We start from the raw sequence: 18,598 nt of genomic DNA, 5'->3' as shown, positions 1-18,598 counted from the left end.
GATCCCGTCAGACGCCCCACGTACTGACCATCGCCACCACGGCTACCACGACGACGGCCATGTCGACGAGCGACGCGATCGCGAGTTTCTGCTCAATAGGGGCCACCGCTTGCATATCGCCAGTTTCGTAGGCAGCAGCCACCTTGCGGCTCTGATGCGCGACGTAGATCTCGCCCAGTACCGCTCCAGCGAGAACGGCTAACAACCCGATCAGCACGAACGTGTCGGACATCTCGTAGGGCGAGTCATCGACCGCGGTCACGAGTAGCACACCGGTAATTAGAACAATCAGGTACGCCGGTATGTAGAGGTAGCGCTTGAACCCCACGACGGTGCGGTGCCAGTGGTCTGAAGCGATCTCCGATGCCCGCGGGTTGATTCGCGGGTTGATAATGAACCCCATCACGTTGGTGCCGATCCATACGCCAGCGCCCAGGATGTGAATGGTCAACAAGGTGTCACGCATCGGAAGTGCCTTTCGTGGCTCGACTGCTCGGCGTCGGCCTCTATCGGAGTGGGACTGGCCTCTTAATCCACCAGTGGCGTGCCCGTCTCCAGCAGCGTCTTGAGCCCTGAGACGATGAAGGGAAAGTGGTCGACCGTGTCGGCCATCGTCTTGCTGTCGAGGGCGGCGTCATACAACTCGACGGTGAGTTTGGTGAGGCCCATCTTCTCGTCCTCGAGCAGGTACACCTCGCGCACCGGGCCCTCGGCCTCCAACTCAGGATCCCAGTGAGCGTGGAAAGTAACTTCCAGACGATTCGGGGCGTCAATGGCAACCACCTCACCGTCAGCAACAACACTGCCGTCAGCAGTGACGTGCTGGACTTGGGAACCCGGTTCCCAGTCGGACTTCACCCCAGTGCCGTACTCAGCCATACCGAGGTCGGGATGACAAGGCCCTCGATATTGAGCAGTGAGGTCACCGTCGGTGAGTCCTCGCCAGACCTCGTCGAGGTCGGCCTTGATGTAGGCCTTGTATACGTGGACGGGTGTGGACATAGAGGTCTCTCCTGCAGGTCGCAAGCATTTTTTGTAACGACCTCATCAACGGTTAACTCTGAATGTTTATTGACAAAACTTATGTTAGTAATACTCATCCGTCAAACTAGGTCGCTATTGTCGAAAATACCATCTCTCTTCGACTATTAGCCCTGGCGACGAGGAAAGCCGCTACCGGCACACCCGTTACACCCCGAACTGCCTCCTAGTGTCAGCCTGATGTCCAGCCCCTCCTACCCCGCCGTCGGGCCGTCCGTGCGGGAACTCGCCCTGGTGGCTGTCGGTGGAGTGACCGGGGCGGCAACCCGGTGGGGGCTGCTGGAGGCAACTGTCGGTGCGGACGGCGGCCCGGCCGGACCGGTGCTGCTGGCCAACCTGGTGGGGTGCGGCCTGCTGGGCCTTCTCCTGGGACGCGGTGTCACTTCCTCGACTCGCCTGCTGGCCGGCGTCGGATTCTGTGGGGGCCTGACCACCTTCTCGACCTTTGCCGTCGAAGTGGCCGAGGCCCTTCGGGCCAGCGACGCGTCGGGAGCGTTCGGCTACGCGGTGCTCTCGGTTGGCGGCGGGCTGGCCACCTTCCTGCTGGGTCGGATGACCGGCCGAGCCATCCTTCGAGGTCGACCCACGGAGTCGTCGTGCTGATCGGGCTGGGATTCGTGGCCGCCGCCGCAGTTGGAGGGGGACTTCGACTGATAGCGACCCGACGTTGGCCGGGCGGTCACCTGGGCACGATGGCCGTGAACGTGTCCGGTGCGTTCGCCCTCGGACTCCTGGCCGGCGCCGATGCCGGCACGCTGACGGTCGTCGGCACGGGTGGCCTGGGAGCGTTCACCACGTTCTCAACCTTCGCCGCCGACGTCGTGGCGCTCGGTGAGACCCGGATCGGCACCCGTCGGGGTCGCTCGGTGGGCCACATTCTCAACACCCTCGTGTTGGGAGTCGGGGCCGCAGCACTCGGCCTGATGATCAGCGTCTGACGGCTGGCAGTCAGCCGATGGTGGTGGCGCCCCTCATGTAGGGCTGAAGCACCTCCGGGATGGCGATCGTGCCGTCGGGCTGGCGATGCGTCTCGACCACGCCGGCCCAGACACGCGGTACGGCAAGGCCGGACCCGTTCAGGGTGTCGACGATCCGTGTGCCCTTCTCGTCGGTCGGCCGGTACCGGACGTTGGCCCGGCGGGCCTGGTAGTCGCTGAACCACGACACTGACGAGACCTCCAACCACTGGTCGGCCCCCGGCGCGTACACCTCGAGGTCGAAGGTGCGGGCCGACGAGCCACCTAGATCACCAGCGCACAGATCCAGCACCCGGTAGGACAACCCGAGGTCGGTGATGGCCGCCTCGGCCCTGGCCAGGATGTCGGCGTGCACCTCGGGGGCCTGGTCGCGTGTGGCGTACGAGAGCAGCTCCACCTTGTCGAACTCATGGACCCGGAGTAGGCCACGGGTGTCACGCCCAGCGGAGCCGGCCTCGCGACGGAAGCACGACGTGTGGGCCATGAGTTTCATCGGCAGGTCGGATTCGTCGAGTACCTCGTCCCGGCAGAACGAGGTGAGCGGCACCTCGGCTGTGGGAATGGCCCATAGGTCGTCCCGTTCGAGGTGGTAGGCGTCCTCTTCGAACTTGGGAAGGTGCCCGGTGGACACCATGGTCTCGGTCTTGACAAGCGTTGGCGGACGCATCTCCCGGTAAGCATCCGCGTTGCGGTCCAGGCCGTACTGGATCAACGCCCGGCACAGGGTGGCGCCCATGCCTGTGTACATGACGAACATCGAGCCGGAGAGCTTGGTGCCCCGTTCCACGTCCAGGAGTCCGAGCTGTTCGGCGATCTCCCAGTGGGGCACCCGCTGGTGCTCGCCGTAGGCATCGGGATCCCAGTGCTCGTGGCGGACCAGCACGTTGTTGGCCTCGGTCAGGCCATCGGGAGCGTCAGCGGAGGGAAGGTTCGGCACGCGCAGCAGGGCGTCGCGGATCTCGTCGGCCAGCATGTCGACTTCACTAGCCAGGGTGTCCTCGCGATCACCCAAGTCACGGCTCCGAGCCTGCAACTCGACAGCCTCGGCAGCCTTACCATCGCGGTGGAGACCACCGACCTCCTTGGAGATGGTGTTCACCTCGTTACGGACCTGATCCCGTTCCTCGGCGAGGGCCCGCTGCCTGGCGTCCAACTCGATGATCTGATCGAGACCGGAGGTGTCCTCACCCCGACGGGCCAGGGCGGCCTTCACGGCCTCGGGATCTGAACGCAGCAGCCGGATGTCGATCACGGGTGCGAACCTAGCGGGAGGGCCGTGGCCCTACTCGACCGGTTCCTCGTCGGAGTGCAGCCGACGGTGGCGTCCCTCCGCCGGTCGCATCTGCTGGTTCTCCTGGTGGTGAACACGCGAATAGCCGATGAACTTTACGATGATGATCCCCCACAGGTAGAAGCCACCCAGCAGCTTCATGATGAGCCCCGCCGCCTGCTGGTCCGATGTCACCGTCACCCCGAACGCCTCAAAGCCGTCGTCATAGTGCTTGTAGACCGTGCCTTCGGCGAAGGTCAGCCACGCCGCCGGAATGGTCGGGATGACCGACATCAGGAACAGGTAGATCATCTGACCCGGCACCGAGATCCTCAACTCGGGCAGGGGCGCCACCACCGGAACCCACATCAGCAGTGCCGCGACAAACAGCAGCAGATGGACCGAATAGTGGAAGGCCCCGGAGTCGAACGACCACTGCACCACACCACTCCAGTGGGTAAGTGCCGTCAGGGCGTTGAACAGCACGCCGGCCACCACTGGGTGGGCCAGGCGACGCAGGATTCTCGACCCGCGGCCACCCTCGAGCACCAGGAGGCGAGCCAGCCACGCCGGCATGGCCAGCAGGAACAACGGCGGCACGATGAAGGTGATGAACATGTGTTGGACCATGTGCACCGCATAGAGGTGTGCCTCGGCGATGTCGTGCACCGGCCAGTCGGCCGAAACCAGCAGCAGCACGGTGGCCGCCACGAAGGCCCGCCGCTGGAACGGGGTGCTGATCGGTTGACCAACCGGGACGACCCGGGGGCCAATCACCCGGGTGGCCCACCAGCCCAGGGCCACGACGGCAACGACCAGGAACCAGACCTCGGGGTGGGCCTGCCATCGCCAGGGATCGGGAGTGGCTGCCAGTAGAGCCGTCACGGGATCAGGACCAGTTCACGGTCCGGGTGGGGTCGCCGCCCCTGGGCAACGAGACGCCTCAGCCCTTGTGCCAGAACTCGAAGACGGTGAGGGTGATGCCGTAGACGATGGTCGCCAGCACCAGGCCCGCTACGAAGAACTTCGTGAACAACGGGCTGTCAAAGCGAAGGTGCATGAACCAGGCGGCCACGTAGAAGAACTTGTAGATCATCATCGCCATCAGCATGGGGATAAGGACCTCGCCGGGCATCTCCACGAAGTAGGTGGCCACCTCGAGGGCCGTGACGATGGCCAGGATCGCTGCGACCTGGATGTACCGACGATCTGACGGGTGGTCGTGATCCTCCTCATGTGCTGCCTCGTGGGACTCCACGGGTGACTCGGTGGCGGTGCTCATGGTGATGACTCCCGGATCAGCTGGTGGGTGAGGGCACCAGGTAGATAACGGTGAAGATGAAGATCCACACCACGTCGACGAAGTGCCAGTAGAGGCCGACGATCTCGACGGTCTCGGACCGCTCCTTGGTCAGCGTTCCTCGCAGCGAGGAGATGAGCAGCGACATCAGCATCAAGATGCCCAGACTCACGTGCACGCCGTGGAACCCGGTCAGGGTGAAGAAGGCTGACGAGAAGGGGCTGGTCGTGTAGCCCAGACCCTCCCGAACGAACGTCGTGAACTCGTAGACCTGCCCGCCGATGAACAGTGAACCCAACAGGGCGGTGGTGAGCAACCAGATCCGATTGTTGCGGATGTCGCCCCGCTGCAACGCTGAGAGCGCCAGCACCATGGTCAGCGAACTCATCAGCAGCACGAACGAACTGACCGACGTAAAGGGAATGTCGAAGATGTCACCCGGTGCCGGGCCCGAGGCATACCGACTGCGATAGATCAGATAGGTCGAGATCAAGCCACCGAACAACAGGCATTCTGAACCCAGGAACACCCACATCAGAAGCTTGTTGTTAGACAGGCCAGTACCCGTCGCGTGGCCGTGCGACACGGCAGCGGAGTCAGCCAACGGGGGCCTCCTGAGCAGTCTCGGTGGTCGCCTCGTCAGATTCCTCGTCGGCGACCCCATCGTGGTCGTCACCGTCGTCGTGGTGACCGTGGCCGTGAGGCCCGTCCGGGTCATCAACCGGCTCGAAAATCCATCCGTAGATGGCCATCAGGATCAAGATGGCACCCGGTACGCAGAACCAGAGCGAGTAGATGAGGCCGAACCCGATGAACGGCATCCCAGTAGCCATAACAAGCGGCCAGTACGAGGGCGACGGCAAGTGGGTGTCGGTGGCCGATCCGTCCTGACAGACCTCCTCGGCCGTCGCTACTCGGACCACCCGACCATCTTCGTCCTCGCCGTACTTGCGATGCCAGAATTCGTCGAGCGACGAAACTTCGATCTCATCGTCGAAGTTATGCACCGGCGTCGGGTTCGGGGTGAACCACTCCGGACTGCGGGCGTCCCACGGATCCGGTCCGATCGGCGGTGCACCCCTGGCTCGACGAGCCGATAGGACCACGTTTATCAGGAACACGACCACACCCAGAGCGATTACGAAGGCACCGATGGAGGCGAACATGTTCCAGAACTCGAAGCCGAAGCCCGGGCTGTAGGAGTCGATGCGACGCGACATGCCCTGCAGGCCGAGGATGTGCATTGGACCGAACGTCATGTTGAAGCCGACAAGCATCAACCAGAAGTTCCACTTGCCCCACTTCTCGCTCAATAGGTGGCCAAAGATCTTGGGCCACCAGAAGTAGAAGCCAGCGAAAAACCCGAGCAGGGTCCCGCCAAAGATCACGTAGTGGAAGTGGGCGACGATGTAATAGGTGTCCGTCTGTTGGGTATCGGCCGGAGCCAGCGAGTGGGTCACGCCAGACAGGCCACCAATGGTGAACATCGAGACCACGCCGAACGCGAACAACATCGGTGTGTTGAAGCGGATCCGACCACCCCACATGGTGGCCAGCCAGTTCAGAATCTTCACACCAGTCGGCACGGCGATGAACATCGTTGACACCGAGAAGGCAGCCACTGATATGGGTCCGATACCCGACACGAACATGTGGTGCGCCCACACGCCCCAACCCATGAAGCCGATAGCGATGCCCGAAAAGACCATGAACGGATATCCGAAGATGGGCTTGCGCGAGAACGTTGGAATGACTTCGCTGATGATTCCGAAGCTGGGCAGAATCAGGATGTACACCTCAGGATGTCCGAAGATCCAGAACAAGTGCTGCCATAACAACGGGTCGGCGCCCATCTCCGGGTTGAAGAAGTTGGCACCGTAGTTCCGGTCGAACATGAGCAGGAACAAGGCAACGGTGATGACTGGCACAGCGAACAGCAGCAGGAACTGCACCACCAGGATCATCCAGGTAAAGACCGGCATCTTGAACAATGTCATGCCCGGTGCCCGCATGTTGAGAACGGTCACGATCAGGTTCATGGCTGACACCAGCGAGGCGATACCCATGATCTGCAAACTGAGGATGTAGTAGTCCATCCCCTCGCCGGGCGAGAAGACCATCCCGGTGTTGGGGGCATATGCGAACCATCCGCCGTCGGGGGCGTCCCCCACGATCCAGGCCATGTTCAAGAACAGCCCACCGGCCAGGAAAACCCAGAACGAGAGAGCGTTGAGACGGGGGAAAGCGACGTCCCGGGCCCCGATCTGCAGGGGCAACAGGTAGTTCGCGAACGCTGCTGCCAATGGCATAGCCACGATGAAGACCATGGTCACGCCGTGCATGGTGAAGACCCGGTTGTAGGTGTCTGCGCCCAGCACGGTTCCGTCCGGGGTGGCCAACTGCAGGCGTATCAGTAGGGCCTCCACACCACCGATGAGAAAGAAGAAGAGGGCAGTCGCTCCATAAAGGATGCCGATCTTCTTGTGGTCGACCGTGGTGACCCAGTCACGCCAGCCGGTGTTGGCCTTCGGCCGCGTGTAGACACCGATCGACCCGCCCAGGGCCTCCAGTTCGGTCACGTCACTCATCAGTCAACCTCCGTCGCCGCGATGACTTCTATGGCCGGGGTCCGACCCAGGGTCTGGAGGTACGCCACCACGTCATCGATCTGGCTTTCACTGAGGCCCATGGCCGGCATGCCCCGTCGACCCTCGGCATAGGCGGGCTTTTCGGCCGGTGCGTTTCGCAGCCAAGCTTCGAGCTGGGTCCGGTCCAGCGAACCGTCTGGTTCATAGAGATCGAAGATGCCGCCGGCATAGGTGGTTCGACTCATCAGATGGGTCAGGTTCGGTGCAGCGTTGGCCACCAGATCAGCTCCACCACCGTCGTTGATTCCGTTCACCACGTGGCAGCGAGCGCACTGGCCCTCAAAGACCGCCCTACCCCGCAGCGCGGCGCCATCAGTCGGCTCGATAGCTGGCTGCATCTGCTGGTCGACCCACAACTGGAAGTCAGCCGGATCCATGGCCACCGTCTGCATCCGCATCCGGGAATGGCTGAGACCACAAAACTCGGTGCACTGGCCGAAGTAGACACCGGGCGTCTCGGCCTCGATTTTCCATGGTGAGACCCGACCCGGCACCGCATCACGCTTCCCGTTCAACGCCGGAATCCAGTAACTGTGGATCACATCGCGGCTGGTGATCTTGAGACCGATCTCCGAACCAGTCGGGATGACCAGCTGATTGGCCGCCACGATGTCAGCCGGCGGCAGATGGCGAGCGTCACTCAGGTCGAGGCCGTCCAGGCCGTCGAAGTAGTAGCGGAACTCCCACCACCACTGTTGGCCGACCACAACTACCTGGGGATCCCACGAGGTGCGCTCCCCGTCCACCGAGATCACGATGTCGGTTCTGTCCTCGCTGTTGAGGTCGAAGTGGCTGAGAAGGGTGAATACGGCGATAACGGCCATGAGGACCGCCGGGCCGATGGTCCAGCCGATCTCGGCCCGGAAATGGCCGTGCAACTGGTGCGGGAACTCGTCGGTGCTGTGATCGTCACGAAACTTCCACCAGATGATGCCCGAAACCCCGAAGATGATCACGAAGACGATGCCCGCGACGAGAAACACCGGATTGGCTAGCGAGTCGATCGACCGGGATATCGGGCCTTGGGGCTCCAGGGTGTCCAGTGGGGCGTCAGCGGCACAGCCGGTCAGGGCCAGCGGGATGCCGATGGCGAGGGCTACCAAGCGACCCGGGCTCGGGGGCCTGCGCAGGGACTTGGGGATCAATGGTCCGCCTCCGCATCGTCTTGGTGGACTCCGCCACCCTTGTGGTGGAACTCGCGTTCACCGCTAACCGCGGTGACGATGCCGAGGATGAGAACGACCGTGATGCCTGCGAACAGTATGACCCGGACAGTCGAACGCGGCATCTCGGGGCGGCGGCTGATCAGGACGGCCAACCCGAAGATGGCCAGGCCGACAGCGGTAGCCACCCAGACGGCACCGGTCACCGATGAGGCGAGCAGTACCCGGGAAACGGCCAGCACGAGGACGGCCACGCCGGCCGCACCGAGGATTGGAATCTCGATGGGGCGCATGAGGTTCTCACGGGCCTCAGCGTTGGCCTCGGGATCACCGGAGACCTTCTCAGACCAGTTGGTCATGGTCCACTCGATGCCAATGGCGGCCACGATGACCAGACCCAGAACGAAGATCGCGGAGTTGACGACCAGCCCTACGCCGATGACGCCGATACCGAGCGCACCGAAGACCGGCCACAGCGAGTTGCCGACGGCTACCTGACCGACCGGGGCTTCGTCCAAACCCAGTACCTCGGCCTGTGCCTCGGCGTCCCCGTCACGGAAGGCCACGGCGACAAGGCCAAACATGGCCAGCACACCGGATGCGAAGATCAAGATGGTGTAGGAGACATGGTTGCCCACGCCACCCTTCCAGCCGATGGAGAGGGGCCCGGTCTCGGTCGCACCCGAGGTGTACCCGGCGAACACGGCCGCCAGCGCGACGGCCATGGCGAAGCCGAACCAGAGTTTGAAGCCAGTGGTGAGCATGTCGATCTCCCGCCGCTACTTGGCGATGTAGATGCCGACCCAGATGACCGAATACACGGCCACCGTGGCATACCAGTAGAGGGCCGCCGCCGAGACAAGGTCCCGATGCCGGTTGGTGTCCTGCCCACCCAGGGTTCGCAGGAGGAGCATCCCGAGCCAGAGCACACCGACGGCCACCATGACGAGGTGCGAGCCGACGATGACGTACAACATCGTCGCCGCCTCGCTGGCGTCGATGGGCAAACCGATGTCCATGAAGTAGAAGACGGTCTGGTTGACCATGGCGATCCCGAGGACCGCGGTGAGCGCCATGGCGATCATGGCGTGGACCCGGTCGTCATTCAGGACAGCCTGAACGGCCCACGCCATGGTGATGGCGGACAGGGCCAGCGTGGTCATGTTCATTCCGCCGGGCACCAACTGGATGGCTCCCTCGGGGTACCACTGACTGCCCCAGGCCAGGGCGTCGGCCCGAATGGAGAAGTAGACGGCGAACAGGCCGCCGAAGTACATGAGAACGCTGCCTGTCCCGAATGCCGAGGCAATCACCAGAGTCCGCGGACGGGTCGGGGCGGTGGGGACGGTGGAGGCCATCATGCGGCGCCCTTCTCCTGAACGGTGGCCCCACTGGCACTCTGGGCGGTGGCCATATGAAGGGCTCCGGCGATCATCCAGACCGCCAGGCCGGCCACGACAGCCAGTGAGCCAAGCATCGAGACCAGGTTCAAGGCGTCGACTCCGGAGTTCGGATGACCGGCTGCGGAGATGGTGACCCCGGTGAAGTCGTTCTGGTTGAGCAGGCCACTGATCAGGTCTGTAGCTCCGCTCAGGACAACACCGAATGCGAGGGCCAACCCACCGAGGAGGAACAGACCGGGACGGGCGCCCGGGCCGACGATGTCATCACCCCAGTGGTGGAAGCCTGCACCTACTCCCAGGACGGCAGCACCGACTACAAAGGTGAAGTTGGCGCCTTCGACAGCGGTACCGAGCAGATCCAGTGGGGCGATGACGTGCACGGCACCGATGACGGTGCCGACCACGACCAGCAGCACGGCCACGAGAGCCACCACGGCTTCGGCGGGGGGCTTCGAACCCAGATTGGAGGCACCCCGGCGAAGCGTGTCGGCAACGCCACCGAGGATGGCCAAGGCAACCGGCACGATGGTGAAGGCGGCCACGACCGACAACGCCTCTTCACGGACCGGTGTACCCGGCGTGTCGAAGAAGGTCTGAGCGAAGGCGCCGAAGGACAGGAAGCCGAAGGCCGCGGTGGCCACCAGCAGGACGTCACGATTGGACTGGGTGACCCCAGTGGCCCGCGCCAGGACGTCCAGAGCGATGCCGATGACCGGCAAGGCCAGCACATAGACCGCCGGATGGGTGAACATCCAAGAGAGCTGCTCCCAGATGGCGTCCTCGGCACCGAACCAGAGGGCCGGGCGACCCCGGAGGTCGACGTAGGCCAGCACCGCGTTGGCGGCCAGTACCGGCAGCATCCCCGTCCAGATCGTGGCGGCAACCAGCGTGGTCCAGGCGGTGAAAGGAAGGTCCCGAAGGCCCGTACCGGCGACCCGACCAGAAACGATGGTGGTCATCACGCAGACCGAGGCCAGCAGCAGGCCCCCGATGACCAGAAGCAGGCCCATGAGGGTCAGGGCGGTGGCCTGTCGTTGGCCGGCCCCACCCGGGGTGCCGAGACCGCCGTCGACGAGGAATCCGGCAACGGTCATGACGGCGCCGATCAACCAAGTCCAGCAGGCCAACGCGGCGGCCCGGGGAAATAGCAGCGAACCGCCGCACTGACGGGGAACCACGGTGGTGGCGAGGCCCATCAATGCTGGCAGGACGCCGAGCAGCACTAGGGCGACCCGGTGAGCGGACCAGAACTGGAACATCTCGTCGGCCGAAGAGAACACGTCCGCCGAAGCGAGGTCGAGTCGCTCGAAGCTGACCAGCAGGCCGGCAATGGCCCCCAAGAGCACCGACGTCATGCCGCCGAAGCCCCACACCCGCGACAGGGTGTTCGGATCAGTGGAGGTGACGGCCTCCTCCAGAGCAGTCGGGGATGGATCGGAGGCGGCGGCGGTATCAGTCGTCGTCATCGAAGCTTCTTCGTTCGGTGGGCTCGTGCGATGCCCTCGTGCAACGATCCGGAGAAGCCCGGACCACACGAGGCTAGGCGAATCGTCAGAGATTCCGGCACCCGCACGAACGGGCAATCTAGTCGGCCCCGGGTCGGCGATCTGACTCGAACGGAGAAAACCAGGCAGCCCCCAACAGGTCCCTCCAGTCCGGCAACCGGCCCGATGTCAGACCAGAACGTCGATCACCATGGCTCCGAAGAGCAGCGTTAGGTAGGTGATCGAAAAGGAGAACAATCGCATCGCCGTTTGCTCGGTCGGGCGACGTCGAACCGCCTCCACCATGACACCGAAGACCGCACCCAGGATCAACGCCGAGACTAGGTACACGGCACCCATGTCGGCCACCGGCGAGAAGACCACGGTGAGCACGACCAAAACCACCGTGTAGAAGGCCATCTTTCGGACCGTTTCCTCAATGCTCACTACCGACGGGAGCATGGGGACGGAAGCCGCCTCGTAGTCATCCCGATACTTGATGGCCAGTGCCCAGAAGTGGGGTGGCGTCCAGAAGAAGATCAACAGGAACAGGATGACCGGTGACCACGCCAACGAATTCGTCACCGCCGACCATCCGACCAGCACCGGTACGGCCCCTGCCGCCCCACCGATCACGATGTTCTGCGTCGTCGTGCGTTTGAGCCACAACGTGTAGACGAACACGTAGAAGAAGGTGGCCGACGCTGCTAACGCAGCGCTGAGGAGGTTGACGGTGGCAAACAACCAGACGAAGGCGACCACCTCAATGACCACGGCGAAGGTGAGTGCCGCCCGCGGCGACATGACGCCCCGTACCAGCGGGCGATGCATGGTCCGCTCCATGAGGCTGTCGATGTCACGATCGACCACCATGTTCACGGCGTTAGCGCCACCCGCAGCCAACGTCCCGCCGACCATGGTGGCCACCATCAGCCAGATCGACGGCACACCGCGCTCGGCCACGAACATGGTCGGCACCGTGGTGACCAGGAGGAGTTCAATGATCCTCGGCTTGGTGAGGGCCACGTAGCCCACCAACTTCTGCCGTCGGGAGAACGGACCACCAGTCACAGGGATCGGATCGCCGGAAGGACGACCGCTGGGACGAGAAGAGTGGACGTGCACCGGCTCAGGCTAGGAGGTGGGCCGGTCCATCCGAACCGTCTCAAGTCAGCCGAGCAGCCAGTCCGCGGGCGTCGGGCCCTCCGGAAACAGCTGACTCTGGAAGCGTCGCATCCCACCCAACCACCGGTCCACGTCATCGCCCTTCCGGCGAACGTATTCCGCGACGTTCGGATGGGGGAGCACGTGGAACCGCCCGTCGGCCAGAGCCTCGACAACCGTGTCGGCGAGTTCGGCAGCGGTGAGCACGCCATCGACGGCCGCCGCTCCCGATGGTCCCTCGCCGGGCATCAGGTCGGCCGTCGGGCTGTTGGTGGTGATGTTGGTGGCCACGGCCTGTGGGCACAAAACCGACACCCCAATCCCGCGGTCCCCGTACGTCACGCTGATCCACTCGGCCAGGGACACCGCAGCATTCTTGGTAACCGAATAGTGGAGCGACCCGATCTGGGTCAGCAACCCAGCCGCCGAGGAAGTGTTGAGCAGATGACCGCCACCATTGGCCACCATGTGGGGAATGGCATGACGGGCCGCGTACAGGTGGGCCATGACGTGCACGCCGAACATGCGATGCATCTCTTCATCGGGGGCCTCGAGGCCACCTACCGTGACGTACCCGGCATTGGACGCCACCAGGTCGATCCGGCCATGACGTTCCACCGTCCCGTCAACTAGCGCCTTCACCGATACCTCGTCAGCCACGTCGCAGGTGACCGGCTCACAGGTCGTGCCGCCCGCCGACACCCGTTCGGCCAGGACCTCGATGCCGGCCGAATCCCGATCAGCGGCCACCAGGGCTCGCGCCCCTTCAGCCGCGAACCGTTCAACCATGGCCTCGCCGATGCCGCTCGCGGCACCGGTCACCACCACCACTGCATCACGAATCTGCATCGAGTTCTCCATGACCGCGGATCCTAGATATCAGTCCTGCTCGTACCCTCCACGGCCGCTCGTAGCCTCAGGGACGTGACGGCCGACGCCACGGACCCTCAAGCCTCTCCCCGCAGGCTCTCCCCCGACGCCTACCGCCGCATCTGCGGGGTGGCGCTCGTCTTGCTGGCCGCAATCGTGGTCACCGGCGCCGCGGTCCGTCTCACCGGGTCGGGCCTCGGATGCTCGGACTGGCCAACCTGTGAGCAGGACCGATTCGTCCCCGAGGCCGAGTTCCACGGCTGGGTGGAGTTCGGCAACCGGTTGATCACCGGGCTGGTCTCGGTGGCGGTAATCGCCGCCGTGCTGGGCTCGATAGCCCGAACTTCCCGACGTGCGGACCTTCTACGATGGTCGTGGGGGCTGGTGGCTGGCGTGATCGGCCAGGTGGTGCTGGGCGGCATCGTGGTCCTCAGTCACCTGAACCCGTGGCTGGTGTTGGGCCACTTCGCCCTGTCGATGGTGCTGGTGTGGAACGCCGTGGTGCTCCACCACCTGGCTGGCGACCATGCACGCGTATCGTCGGTGGTGCTCCCGGCCGTTCGTCGCCGGACCCGATCGCTCACTGCCCTACTCGCCGGGTTGGCCATGGTGGTCCTGTCCACTGGGACGCTGGTAACCGGCACCGGCCCGCACACCGGGAGTAGAGACGACCCGATTTCCCGGCTTCCATTCTCCATCCGGGATGTGGCCCGTGTCCACGGGACCATGGTGGTCATCGTCCTCCTGGTGGTCGTAGCGCTCGTGGCGCACGCTCGACGGGAGCCACCCGGGCAGCCGCTGACTCGTTCTGTTCGTTGGCTGGTTGCCGTGGTGGCCGCCCAGGCGACCATCGGATGGACCCAGTACTTCACCGGGGTTCCGGCGGTTCTCGTCGCCCTGCACGTTGCAGGGGCCACCGCGTTCTGGATGGTCGTCGTCAAAATCCGGCTGCTGGCCACCGATACTCCACCCGAGGTGGCCCGATGAGCCCAGCTCCCATCGAAGTCGACCAGCCGGGCGTGGACCACAGGCTCGACCGGGAACTCGATAACGACGTGGCAACCGACCGACCGTGGATCGTGCTGGTATGGAACGACCCGATCAACCTGATGTCGTACGTGTCGTTCGTGTTCCAGAAGGTCTTCGGCTATTCCCGAGAGAAGGCCGACCGGTTGATGATGGACGTCCACCACAAGGGCCGGGCGGTGGTATCGAGCGGCGCCCGGGAGAAGGCCGAGATGGACGTCTTCCGACTCCACGAACACGGCCTGTGGGCCACCCTTCAGCAGGACGACTGAGCAGTGGAGACGGAAACCATGTGTCTGGGGACCCAATGTTCCTGAAGAGAAACCCATGTTCCTGAGAAAAAGGGTCCCCCGGACCCTGAAGCGTGAAGGCGACCGGACAACGGTCCTGCTCGACGAGGAGGAGCGGGCACTCCTGGTCGACCTGGCCGAACAGTTTCGGTCGGTACTGGCAGCCGACAACGATCCGGACCTCCGACGGCTCTACCCGACGGCCTATGCCGACGACGCCGAACGGGACGCCGACTATGCCGGCCTCGTCCACGACGACCTGCTCAGCACACGCCTCGACGCCGTGGACGGTCTCATCGGATCGGCTGCCGCAGAGTCCATCGATGACGAAGAACTCGCCGCTTGGATGCAGGTCCTCAACGGGTTGCGTCTTCTCCTGGGCACGCGCCTCGACATTTCCGAGGAGGACGAGTTCGACCCCGAGGCAGCGGACGCCCCAACCCGGGCGCTCCTGGCCTGGCTGGGATTCGTGCTCGAAGAGGCCGTGGAGTCGGCCGCGGCAGGTCTCTGATCAACCAGCGTCCAGCACGTGACGCGTCCCGGAGGGTCGCTGGTAACGTGACCCCGCTCTCAGCGAGGTCCGGCCCCCATCGTCCAGCGGCCTAGGACGCCTGCCTTTCACGCAGGTAACACGGGTTCGAATCCCGTTGGGGGTGCTAAGGCGGTACGACTCTTGTCGGACCACCTGGTCCTGTGGTGCAGTTTGGAGTGCACGCCGGCCTGTCAAGCCGGAGGTCGCGGGTTCAAATCCCGTCAGGACCGCCACCGTCGCTCGCCCTCCGGGGCGAGCGGTGCACGGTCGGGTAGCTCAGTTGGCAGAGCGTCCGCCTGAAAAGCGGAAGGTCACCGGATCGACGCCGGTCCCGACCACCACCAGAAGCCCGCCCCCAGGGCGGGTCTTCTGCGTTCCCGACAAGCCGTCTATCTTCCAAGCATGGCTGAAACCCCCGATGCACGGATCGTCGTCGCACCATCGAACCTGCGGGACCTCGGAGGACTGGCCACTTCCGACGGGCACACCGTGCGGACCGGACAACTATTCCGGTCTGGCCACCTTTGCGACCTGGGCAACGCCGACCGGGCGATAGTCAAATCCCTCGGTCTACGAACCATCGTGGACCTCCGACGACCCGCCGAGGCCAAGGTCAGACCTCACCCCGATCTACCCGGCGTTGACGTGGTCGGCATCTCGGTGTCCAACGACGACAACGAGTTCGCCGTGGTGGCCAACGCCATGCTCGACCCTCAGGCCGAACCCCTAGGACCGGATCACATCACCGAATACTTCCGGACGCTGGTGACCGACCGCATCGATCGCTACCGACCGGTGTTCGACCTAGCCACCGACCCGGACCGCCAGCCACTGCTCTTCAACTGCACGGCCGGCAAGGACCGCACCGGAGTGGTGGCCGCCGTCCTTCTGCGAATCCTCGGGGTCAACGACGACCTGGTGATGGCCGACTATCTACTGTCCAACGAGGTCCGCCGCTCTTGGATCGAGACAGCCAAGGCCGACCACCGGCAGCGCATTGCCCACCACCTCGGAATCACTCCCGACGAGGTTCCCGAGGAGCGGATGGCATCGTCCCGGGCCCTGCTGTACTGCCGCGAGGACTACCTCCGCGCGGTCCTCGACACCGTTGAGGCCCGATGGGGTTCGTGGGACGGCTTCGTGGCCGACGGCCTCTACCTCGACGAGGCCCGCCTCGCCGCCTTCCGAACATCCCTGCTCTACTAAGTGGGCGGCATCGACCAACTGCCATCCGGAGGAAACCGATGACGAACGCCTGGTTCATGGACGACGAGCCCTCGGAGTCGTTCCCGATCTACACCCGAGGAAATGTGGGGGAGGTCTTTCCTGACCCCGTTTCGCCCCTTACGGCAGACCACACCTGGCACGGGGCCGGAAACCATGGCCTGCTGGGATTTATGACCCGATTCACCATCGACGCAGACGAACTCGACCCCGGCCAGAAGACCATGTTCGAGATCTTCGGTGGCTACATGTTCTTGAACCTCAGCGTGGCCCGGCTCATGGGCGCCCGCTCGTCGGGCATGACCCCCGAACTAGTCGATCTGGGCTTTTTCGGTACCGGCGCTTCACTGCCGCCCTACGTAGCGCGACCCAAGGACGGCGACCCAGCGATCACCCAGCGGGTCGACGGGATGATGTTCGGCTGGATGACCGCCACCAAGGCCCCTGAGGTGGCAGCCCAAGCGGCCGAGGTGGCCGACATCGTGGCCAACCGACCCAACCTCTCAACAGCGACCGATGCCGACCTGGTGGCCCGAACCCGCGAGATGCCCCCGGTGTTCAGCCGCCTTTTCGCCACCCATTCGGAAGCCAGCGCCGCGGCGAGCGTGGTCATGGGTGCCCTCACGGTGGCCGCTCTGGGTGTCGGCAAGCCAGGCCTGGACCTGCGGATCGCCGGAGGCCTGGGTGGCGTGGCATCCGCCGAACCCAGCGATGTGCTGTGGGATCTTGGCCGCCTGGTGGCCGCTTCACCGGAGTTGACGGAGGCATTCGACGAAGGCCTCGACGGGCTGATCGACCGGCTCCAGGACCTCGGTCCGGCGGCCGCCGACTTCCTCACTGGATTCGCCGACTTCACCACAACCTACGGAAGCCGCGGCCCCAACGAATGGGAGCTCCGTTCCAGGACCTGGGAGACCCATCCAGAACTCCCACTGGCGCTCATCGACCGAATGCGATTCTCACCGGACTCCGACGACCCGTCGACGACGCGTGCGGCCGCCCACCAACGATCAGGCGAAGCGCTTGAACTTCTGCAGTCAATGGTGGCCGACAACGAGGAGGCGGCAGGCACTCTGGCCATCGCCGCGCCGGCTGCCCGAGCCTGGATCCCGGCCCGTGAACAGTGCAAGGCCACCATCGTGCGGATCATCCACGAAGTCCGACTCGCCGCCCGGGAGCTGGGACGTCGCATGGCCGCCGACGGTCGCCTGACCGACGCCGATCACGTGTTCATGCTTCGAGACGCCGAAATGGAAGCCGCCCTGAACGGCGATATGGCCGAGACGGCGGCCACCCGCCAGGCCGACTACCTCGCCCTCTTTGAGGTTCAGCCGCCCTACTGGTTCGCCGGTGAAGTGCCCAAATTCGGCCTACGGTCCGAGGCCCCGGTCGTCGAAGGACCCTCGAAGACGATCCTCCAAGGTATGGGGGGCAGCGCCGGCACCGTCGAGGGACTAGCCCGGGTGGTGCTCGACCCATCGGACCCGCTGACCCTCGAACCGGGCGAGATCCTGGTCGCCCCGATCACCGATCCGTCATGGACGCCGTTGTTCGTGCCGGCCGCCGGGGTGGTGGTCGACGTGGGCGCCGTGATGAGCCACGCGGTGATCGTGAGCCGCGAACTGGGCATCCCATGCGTTGTGTCGGCTGCGGGCGCCACGACGCGGATCCTCGACGGTGCCCGCATCCGGGTAAACGGCGACACCGGCACTGTCACCATTCTTCAGGACTAAGTCGGCCTCCGAAGGGCTGGCCTCAGGTGCAGGCGGGGGCCCATTCGGGGTCGAGCAGGCCGCCGGCGATCAACCACCGGGCAGTGTCGGCCAACGTCTCGGTCACCGGGCGCCACTCGCCCAGACCGCTGTCGGCCAATAGGGCCGCGTCGTCGCCGGGGACGATGCCAAGCATGATCTCAACCGCCTCGTCGTCGACCATCCCCTTCAACGCGGACGCAGGCGTCGGGAACAGCGCACGATCGCGGCCGGTCGCCTCGGTAACCCGGGCGTGGAACTCGTCCCACGTCATGTAGGTGCCGCCAGCCACGTATCGCTTCGGGCCCCGACCAGGTGTCATCAGGCCGGCAATGGCTGCGCCGAGGTCACGGACGTCGACCAGCAGCCATCCACCCGAAGCCAGACTCATCATCATCTCGGTGGACAGCGTGGGAATGAAGGTGGCCGCCAACACGTTCAGCCCCAGATCATCG

At 64.5% G+C, this 18,598-nt stretch carries 21 protein-coding genes and 3 tRNA genes; 10 read left to right on the top strand and 14 right to left on the bottom strand.

The annotated features are described in order from the left end of the window. Positions 1 to 7 precede the first annotated feature (7 nt). Both QF777_11490 and QF777_11485 read right to left on the bottom strand, forming a co-directional pair. The gene (locus tag QF777_11490; GenBank protein MDP6912165.1) at positions 8 to 466 is read right to left on the bottom strand and encodes a hypothetical protein; all 459 of its coding nucleotides are present in this window, start codon (positions 464 to 466) and stop codon (positions 8 to 10) included. 62 nt (positions 467 to 528) lie between these two features. Further along, on the bottom strand, positions 529 to 1,002 hold the full coding sequence (locus QF777_11485; GenBank protein MDP6912164.1) for an SRPBCC domain-containing protein: 474 nt from the start codon (positions 1,000 to 1,002) through the stop codon (positions 529 to 531). Positions 1,003 to 1,221: 219 nt separating this feature from the next. Between QF777_11485 and QF777_11480 the strand changes: the two genes are divergently transcribed. Together QF777_11480 and QF777_11475 are read left to right on the top strand one after the other, a co-directional pair. Further along, positions 1,222 to 1,644, top strand: a complete 423-nt coding sequence (locus tag QF777_11480; protein ID MDP6912163.1) for a CrcB family protein — start codon at positions 1,222 to 1,224, stop codon at positions 1,642 to 1,644. Then, entirely contained in the window at positions 1,638 to 1,979 is a 342-nt protein-coding gene (locus QF777_11475; GenBank protein ID MDP6912162.1) for a CrcB family protein, read from the top strand. Before QF777_11480 ends, QF777_11475 begins: the two co-directional genes overlap by 7 nt. 10 nt (positions 1,980 to 1,989) lie before the next feature. Here the strand turns inward: QF777_11475 and serS are convergent, their stop codons facing one another. From serS to QF777_11420, 11 genes are all read right to left on the bottom strand, one after another. Beyond that, positions 1,990 to 3,270, bottom strand: coding sequence for a serine--tRNA ligase (gene serS / locus QF777_11470; GenBank protein MDP6912161.1), 1,281 nt, complete (start codon positions 3,268 to 3,270; stop codon positions 1,990 to 1,992). A 30-nt stretch (positions 3,271 to 3,300) separates the two neighbouring features. Next, on the bottom strand, positions 3,301 to 4,173 hold the full coding sequence (locus tag QF777_11465; GenBank protein ID MDP6912160.1) for a cytochrome c oxidase assembly protein: 873 nt from the start codon (positions 4,171 to 4,173) through the stop codon (positions 3,301 to 3,303). Positions 4,174 to 4,231: 58 nt separating this feature from the next. Beyond that, the gene (locus QF777_11460) at positions 4,232 to 4,570 is read right to left on the bottom strand and encodes a cytochrome C oxidase subunit IV family protein (GenBank protein ID MDP6912159.1); all 339 of its coding nucleotides are present in this window, start codon (positions 4,568 to 4,570) and stop codon (positions 4,232 to 4,234) included. A gap of 16 nt (positions 4,571 to 4,586) precedes the next feature. Continuing rightward, entirely contained in the window at positions 4,587 to 5,192 is a 606-nt protein-coding gene (locus QF777_11455) for a heme-copper oxidase subunit III (protein MDP6912158.1), read from the bottom strand. Continuing rightward, on the bottom strand, positions 5,185 to 7,176 hold the full coding sequence (gene ctaD, locus QF777_11450; GenBank protein MDP6912157.1) for a cytochrome c oxidase subunit I: 1,992 nt from the start codon (positions 7,174 to 7,176) through the stop codon (positions 5,185 to 5,187). Before ctaD ends, QF777_11455 begins: the two co-directional genes overlap by 8 nt. Then, positions 7,176 to 8,339: a cytochrome c oxidase subunit II gene (coxB, locus tag QF777_11445; GenBank protein MDP6912156.1), complete on the bottom strand. Its 1,164-nt coding sequence runs from the start codon at positions 8,337 to 8,339 to the stop codon at positions 7,176 to 7,178. Before coxB ends, ctaD begins: the two co-directional genes overlap by 1 nt. A gap of 38 nt (positions 8,340 to 8,377) precedes the next feature. Beyond that, positions 8,378 to 9,163 carry a hypothetical protein gene (locus QF777_11440; GenBank protein MDP6912155.1) on the bottom strand — a complete coding sequence of 262 codons (786 nt, stop codon included), beginning with the start codon at positions 9,161 to 9,163 and terminating at the stop codon, positions 8,378 to 8,380. 15 nt (positions 9,164 to 9,178) lie between these two features. After that, positions 9,179 to 9,760, bottom strand: a complete 582-nt coding sequence (locus tag QF777_11435) for a cytochrome c oxidase subunit 3 (protein ID MDP6912154.1) — start codon at positions 9,758 to 9,760, stop codon at positions 9,179 to 9,181. Next, positions 9,757 to 11,268, bottom strand: a complete 1,512-nt coding sequence (locus QF777_11430) for a cbb3-type cytochrome c oxidase subunit I (GenBank protein ID MDP6912153.1) — start codon at positions 11,266 to 11,268, stop codon at positions 9,757 to 9,759. The genes QF777_11435 and QF777_11430 overlap by 4 nt, the downstream gene beginning before the upstream one ends. Before the next feature lie 207 nt (positions 11,269 to 11,475). Then, positions 11,476 to 12,411: a heme o synthase gene (locus QF777_11425; protein MDP6912152.1), complete on the bottom strand. Its 936-nt coding sequence runs from the start codon at positions 12,409 to 12,411 to the stop codon at positions 11,476 to 11,478. A 45-nt stretch (positions 12,412 to 12,456) separates the two neighbouring features. Beyond that, positions 12,457 to 13,311: an SDR family oxidoreductase gene (locus tag QF777_11420; protein ID MDP6912151.1), complete on the bottom strand. Its 855-nt coding sequence runs from the start codon at positions 13,309 to 13,311 to the stop codon at positions 12,457 to 12,459. Between the two features lie 63 nt (positions 13,312 to 13,374). Between QF777_11420 and QF777_11415 the strand changes: the two genes are divergently transcribed. The 8 genes from QF777_11415 (at position 13,375) to QF777_11380 (ending at position 18,125) form a co-directional block, all read left to right on the top strand. Next, positions 13,375 to 14,307 (top strand): COX15/CtaA family protein, encoded by a 933-nt coding sequence (locus tag QF777_11415; GenBank protein ID MDP6912150.1) that lies wholly within the window; start codon positions 13,375 to 13,377, stop codon positions 14,305 to 14,307. After that, the gene (gene clpS / locus QF777_11410) at positions 14,304 to 14,618 is read left to right on the top strand and encodes an ATP-dependent Clp protease adapter ClpS (protein ID MDP6912149.1); all 315 of its coding nucleotides are present in this window, start codon (positions 14,304 to 14,306) and stop codon (positions 14,616 to 14,618) included. Before QF777_11415 ends, clpS begins: the two co-directional genes overlap by 4 nt. 55 nt (positions 14,619 to 14,673) lie before the next feature. Next, positions 14,674 to 15,147: a DUF2017 family protein gene (locus tag QF777_11405; protein ID MDP6912148.1), complete on the top strand. Its 474-nt coding sequence runs from the start codon at positions 14,674 to 14,676 to the stop codon at positions 15,145 to 15,147. A gap of 72 nt (positions 15,148 to 15,219) precedes the next feature. Continuing rightward, a tRNA-Glu gene (locus tag QF777_11400) sits at positions 15,220 to 15,292 on the top strand. Between the two features lie 31 nt (positions 15,293 to 15,323). Then, positions 15,324 to 15,401 (top strand) — tRNA-Asp (locus tag QF777_11395). A 32-nt stretch (positions 15,402 to 15,433) separates the two neighbouring features. Further along, positions 15,434 to 15,509 (top strand) — tRNA-Phe (locus QF777_11390). A gap of 61 nt (positions 15,510 to 15,570) precedes the next feature. Further along, complete coding sequence (locus QF777_11385) at positions 15,571 to 16,374, top strand: tyrosine-protein phosphatase (protein MDP6912147.1); 804 nt, start codon at positions 15,571 to 15,573, stop codon at positions 16,372 to 16,374. 38 nt (positions 16,375 to 16,412) lie between these two features. Further along, positions 16,413 to 18,125 carry a PEP-utilizing enzyme gene (locus QF777_11380; protein MDP6912146.1) on the top strand — a complete coding sequence of 571 codons (1,713 nt, stop codon included), beginning with the start codon at positions 16,413 to 16,415 and terminating at the stop codon, positions 18,123 to 18,125. Positions 18,126 to 18,147: 22 nt separating this feature from the next. Here QF777_11380 and QF777_11375 read toward each other — a convergent pair. Beyond that, on the bottom strand, positions 18,148 to 18,598 hold a 451-nt coding region (locus tag QF777_11375), incomplete at its 5' end, for a hypothetical protein (protein ID MDP6912145.1).

The sequence above is a fragment of the Acidimicrobiales bacterium genome (assembly GCA_030747595.1).
Taxonomy (GTDB): Bacteria; Actinomycetota; Acidimicrobiia; order Acidimicrobiales; family MedAcidi-G1; genus UBA9410.
The sequence above is the reverse complement of the archived record's forward strand: the minus strand, read 5'-3'. Positions and strand labels throughout refer to the sequence as shown.

Coding starts and splice junctions, on each gene's coding strand:
- QF777_11380 (MDP6912146.1), top strand. CDS start 16,413: ATGACGAACGCCTGGTTCATGGACGACGAGCCCTCGGAGTCGTTCCCG.
- QF777_11420 (MDP6912151.1), bottom strand. CDS start 13,311: ATGGAGAACTCGATGCAGATTCGTGATGCAGTGGTGGTGGTGACCGGT.
- QF777_11460 (MDP6912159.1), bottom strand. CDS start 4,570: ATGAGCACCGCCACCGAGTCACCCGTGGAGTCCCACGAGGCAGCACAT.
- QF777_11430 (MDP6912153.1), bottom strand. CDS start 11,268: ATGACGACGACTGATACCGCCGCCGCCTCCGATCCATCCCCGACTGCT.
- QF777_11440 (MDP6912155.1), bottom strand. CDS start 9,163: ATGCTCACCACTGGCTTCAAACTCTGGTTCGGCTTCGCCATGGCCGTC.
- ctaD (MDP6912157.1), bottom strand. CDS start 7,176: ATGAGTGACGTGACCGAACTGGAGGCCCTGGGCGGGTCGATCGGTGTC.
- clpS (MDP6912149.1), top strand. CDS start 14,304: ATGAGCCCAGCTCCCATCGAAGTCGACCAGCCGGGCGTGGACCACAGG.
- QF777_11480 (MDP6912163.1), top strand. CDS start 1,222: ATGTCCAGCCCCTCCTACCCCGCCGTCGGGCCGTCCGTGCGGGAACTC.
- QF777_11405 (MDP6912148.1), top strand. CDS start 14,674: ATGTTCCTGAGAAAAAGGGTCCCCCGGACCCTGAAGCGTGAAGGCGAC.
- QF777_11490 (MDP6912165.1), bottom strand. CDS start 466: ATGCGTGACACCTTGTTGACCATTCACATCCTGGGCGCTGGCGTATGG.
- QF777_11485 (MDP6912164.1), bottom strand. CDS start 1,002: ATGTCCACACCCGTCCACGTATACAAGGCCTACATCAAGGCCGACCTC.
- QF777_11385 (MDP6912147.1), top strand. CDS start 15,571: ATGGCTGAAACCCCCGATGCACGGATCGTCGTCGCACCATCGAACCTG.
- QF777_11435 (MDP6912154.1), bottom strand. CDS start 9,760: ATGATGGCCTCCACCGTCCCCACCGCCCCGACCCGTCCGCGGACTCTG.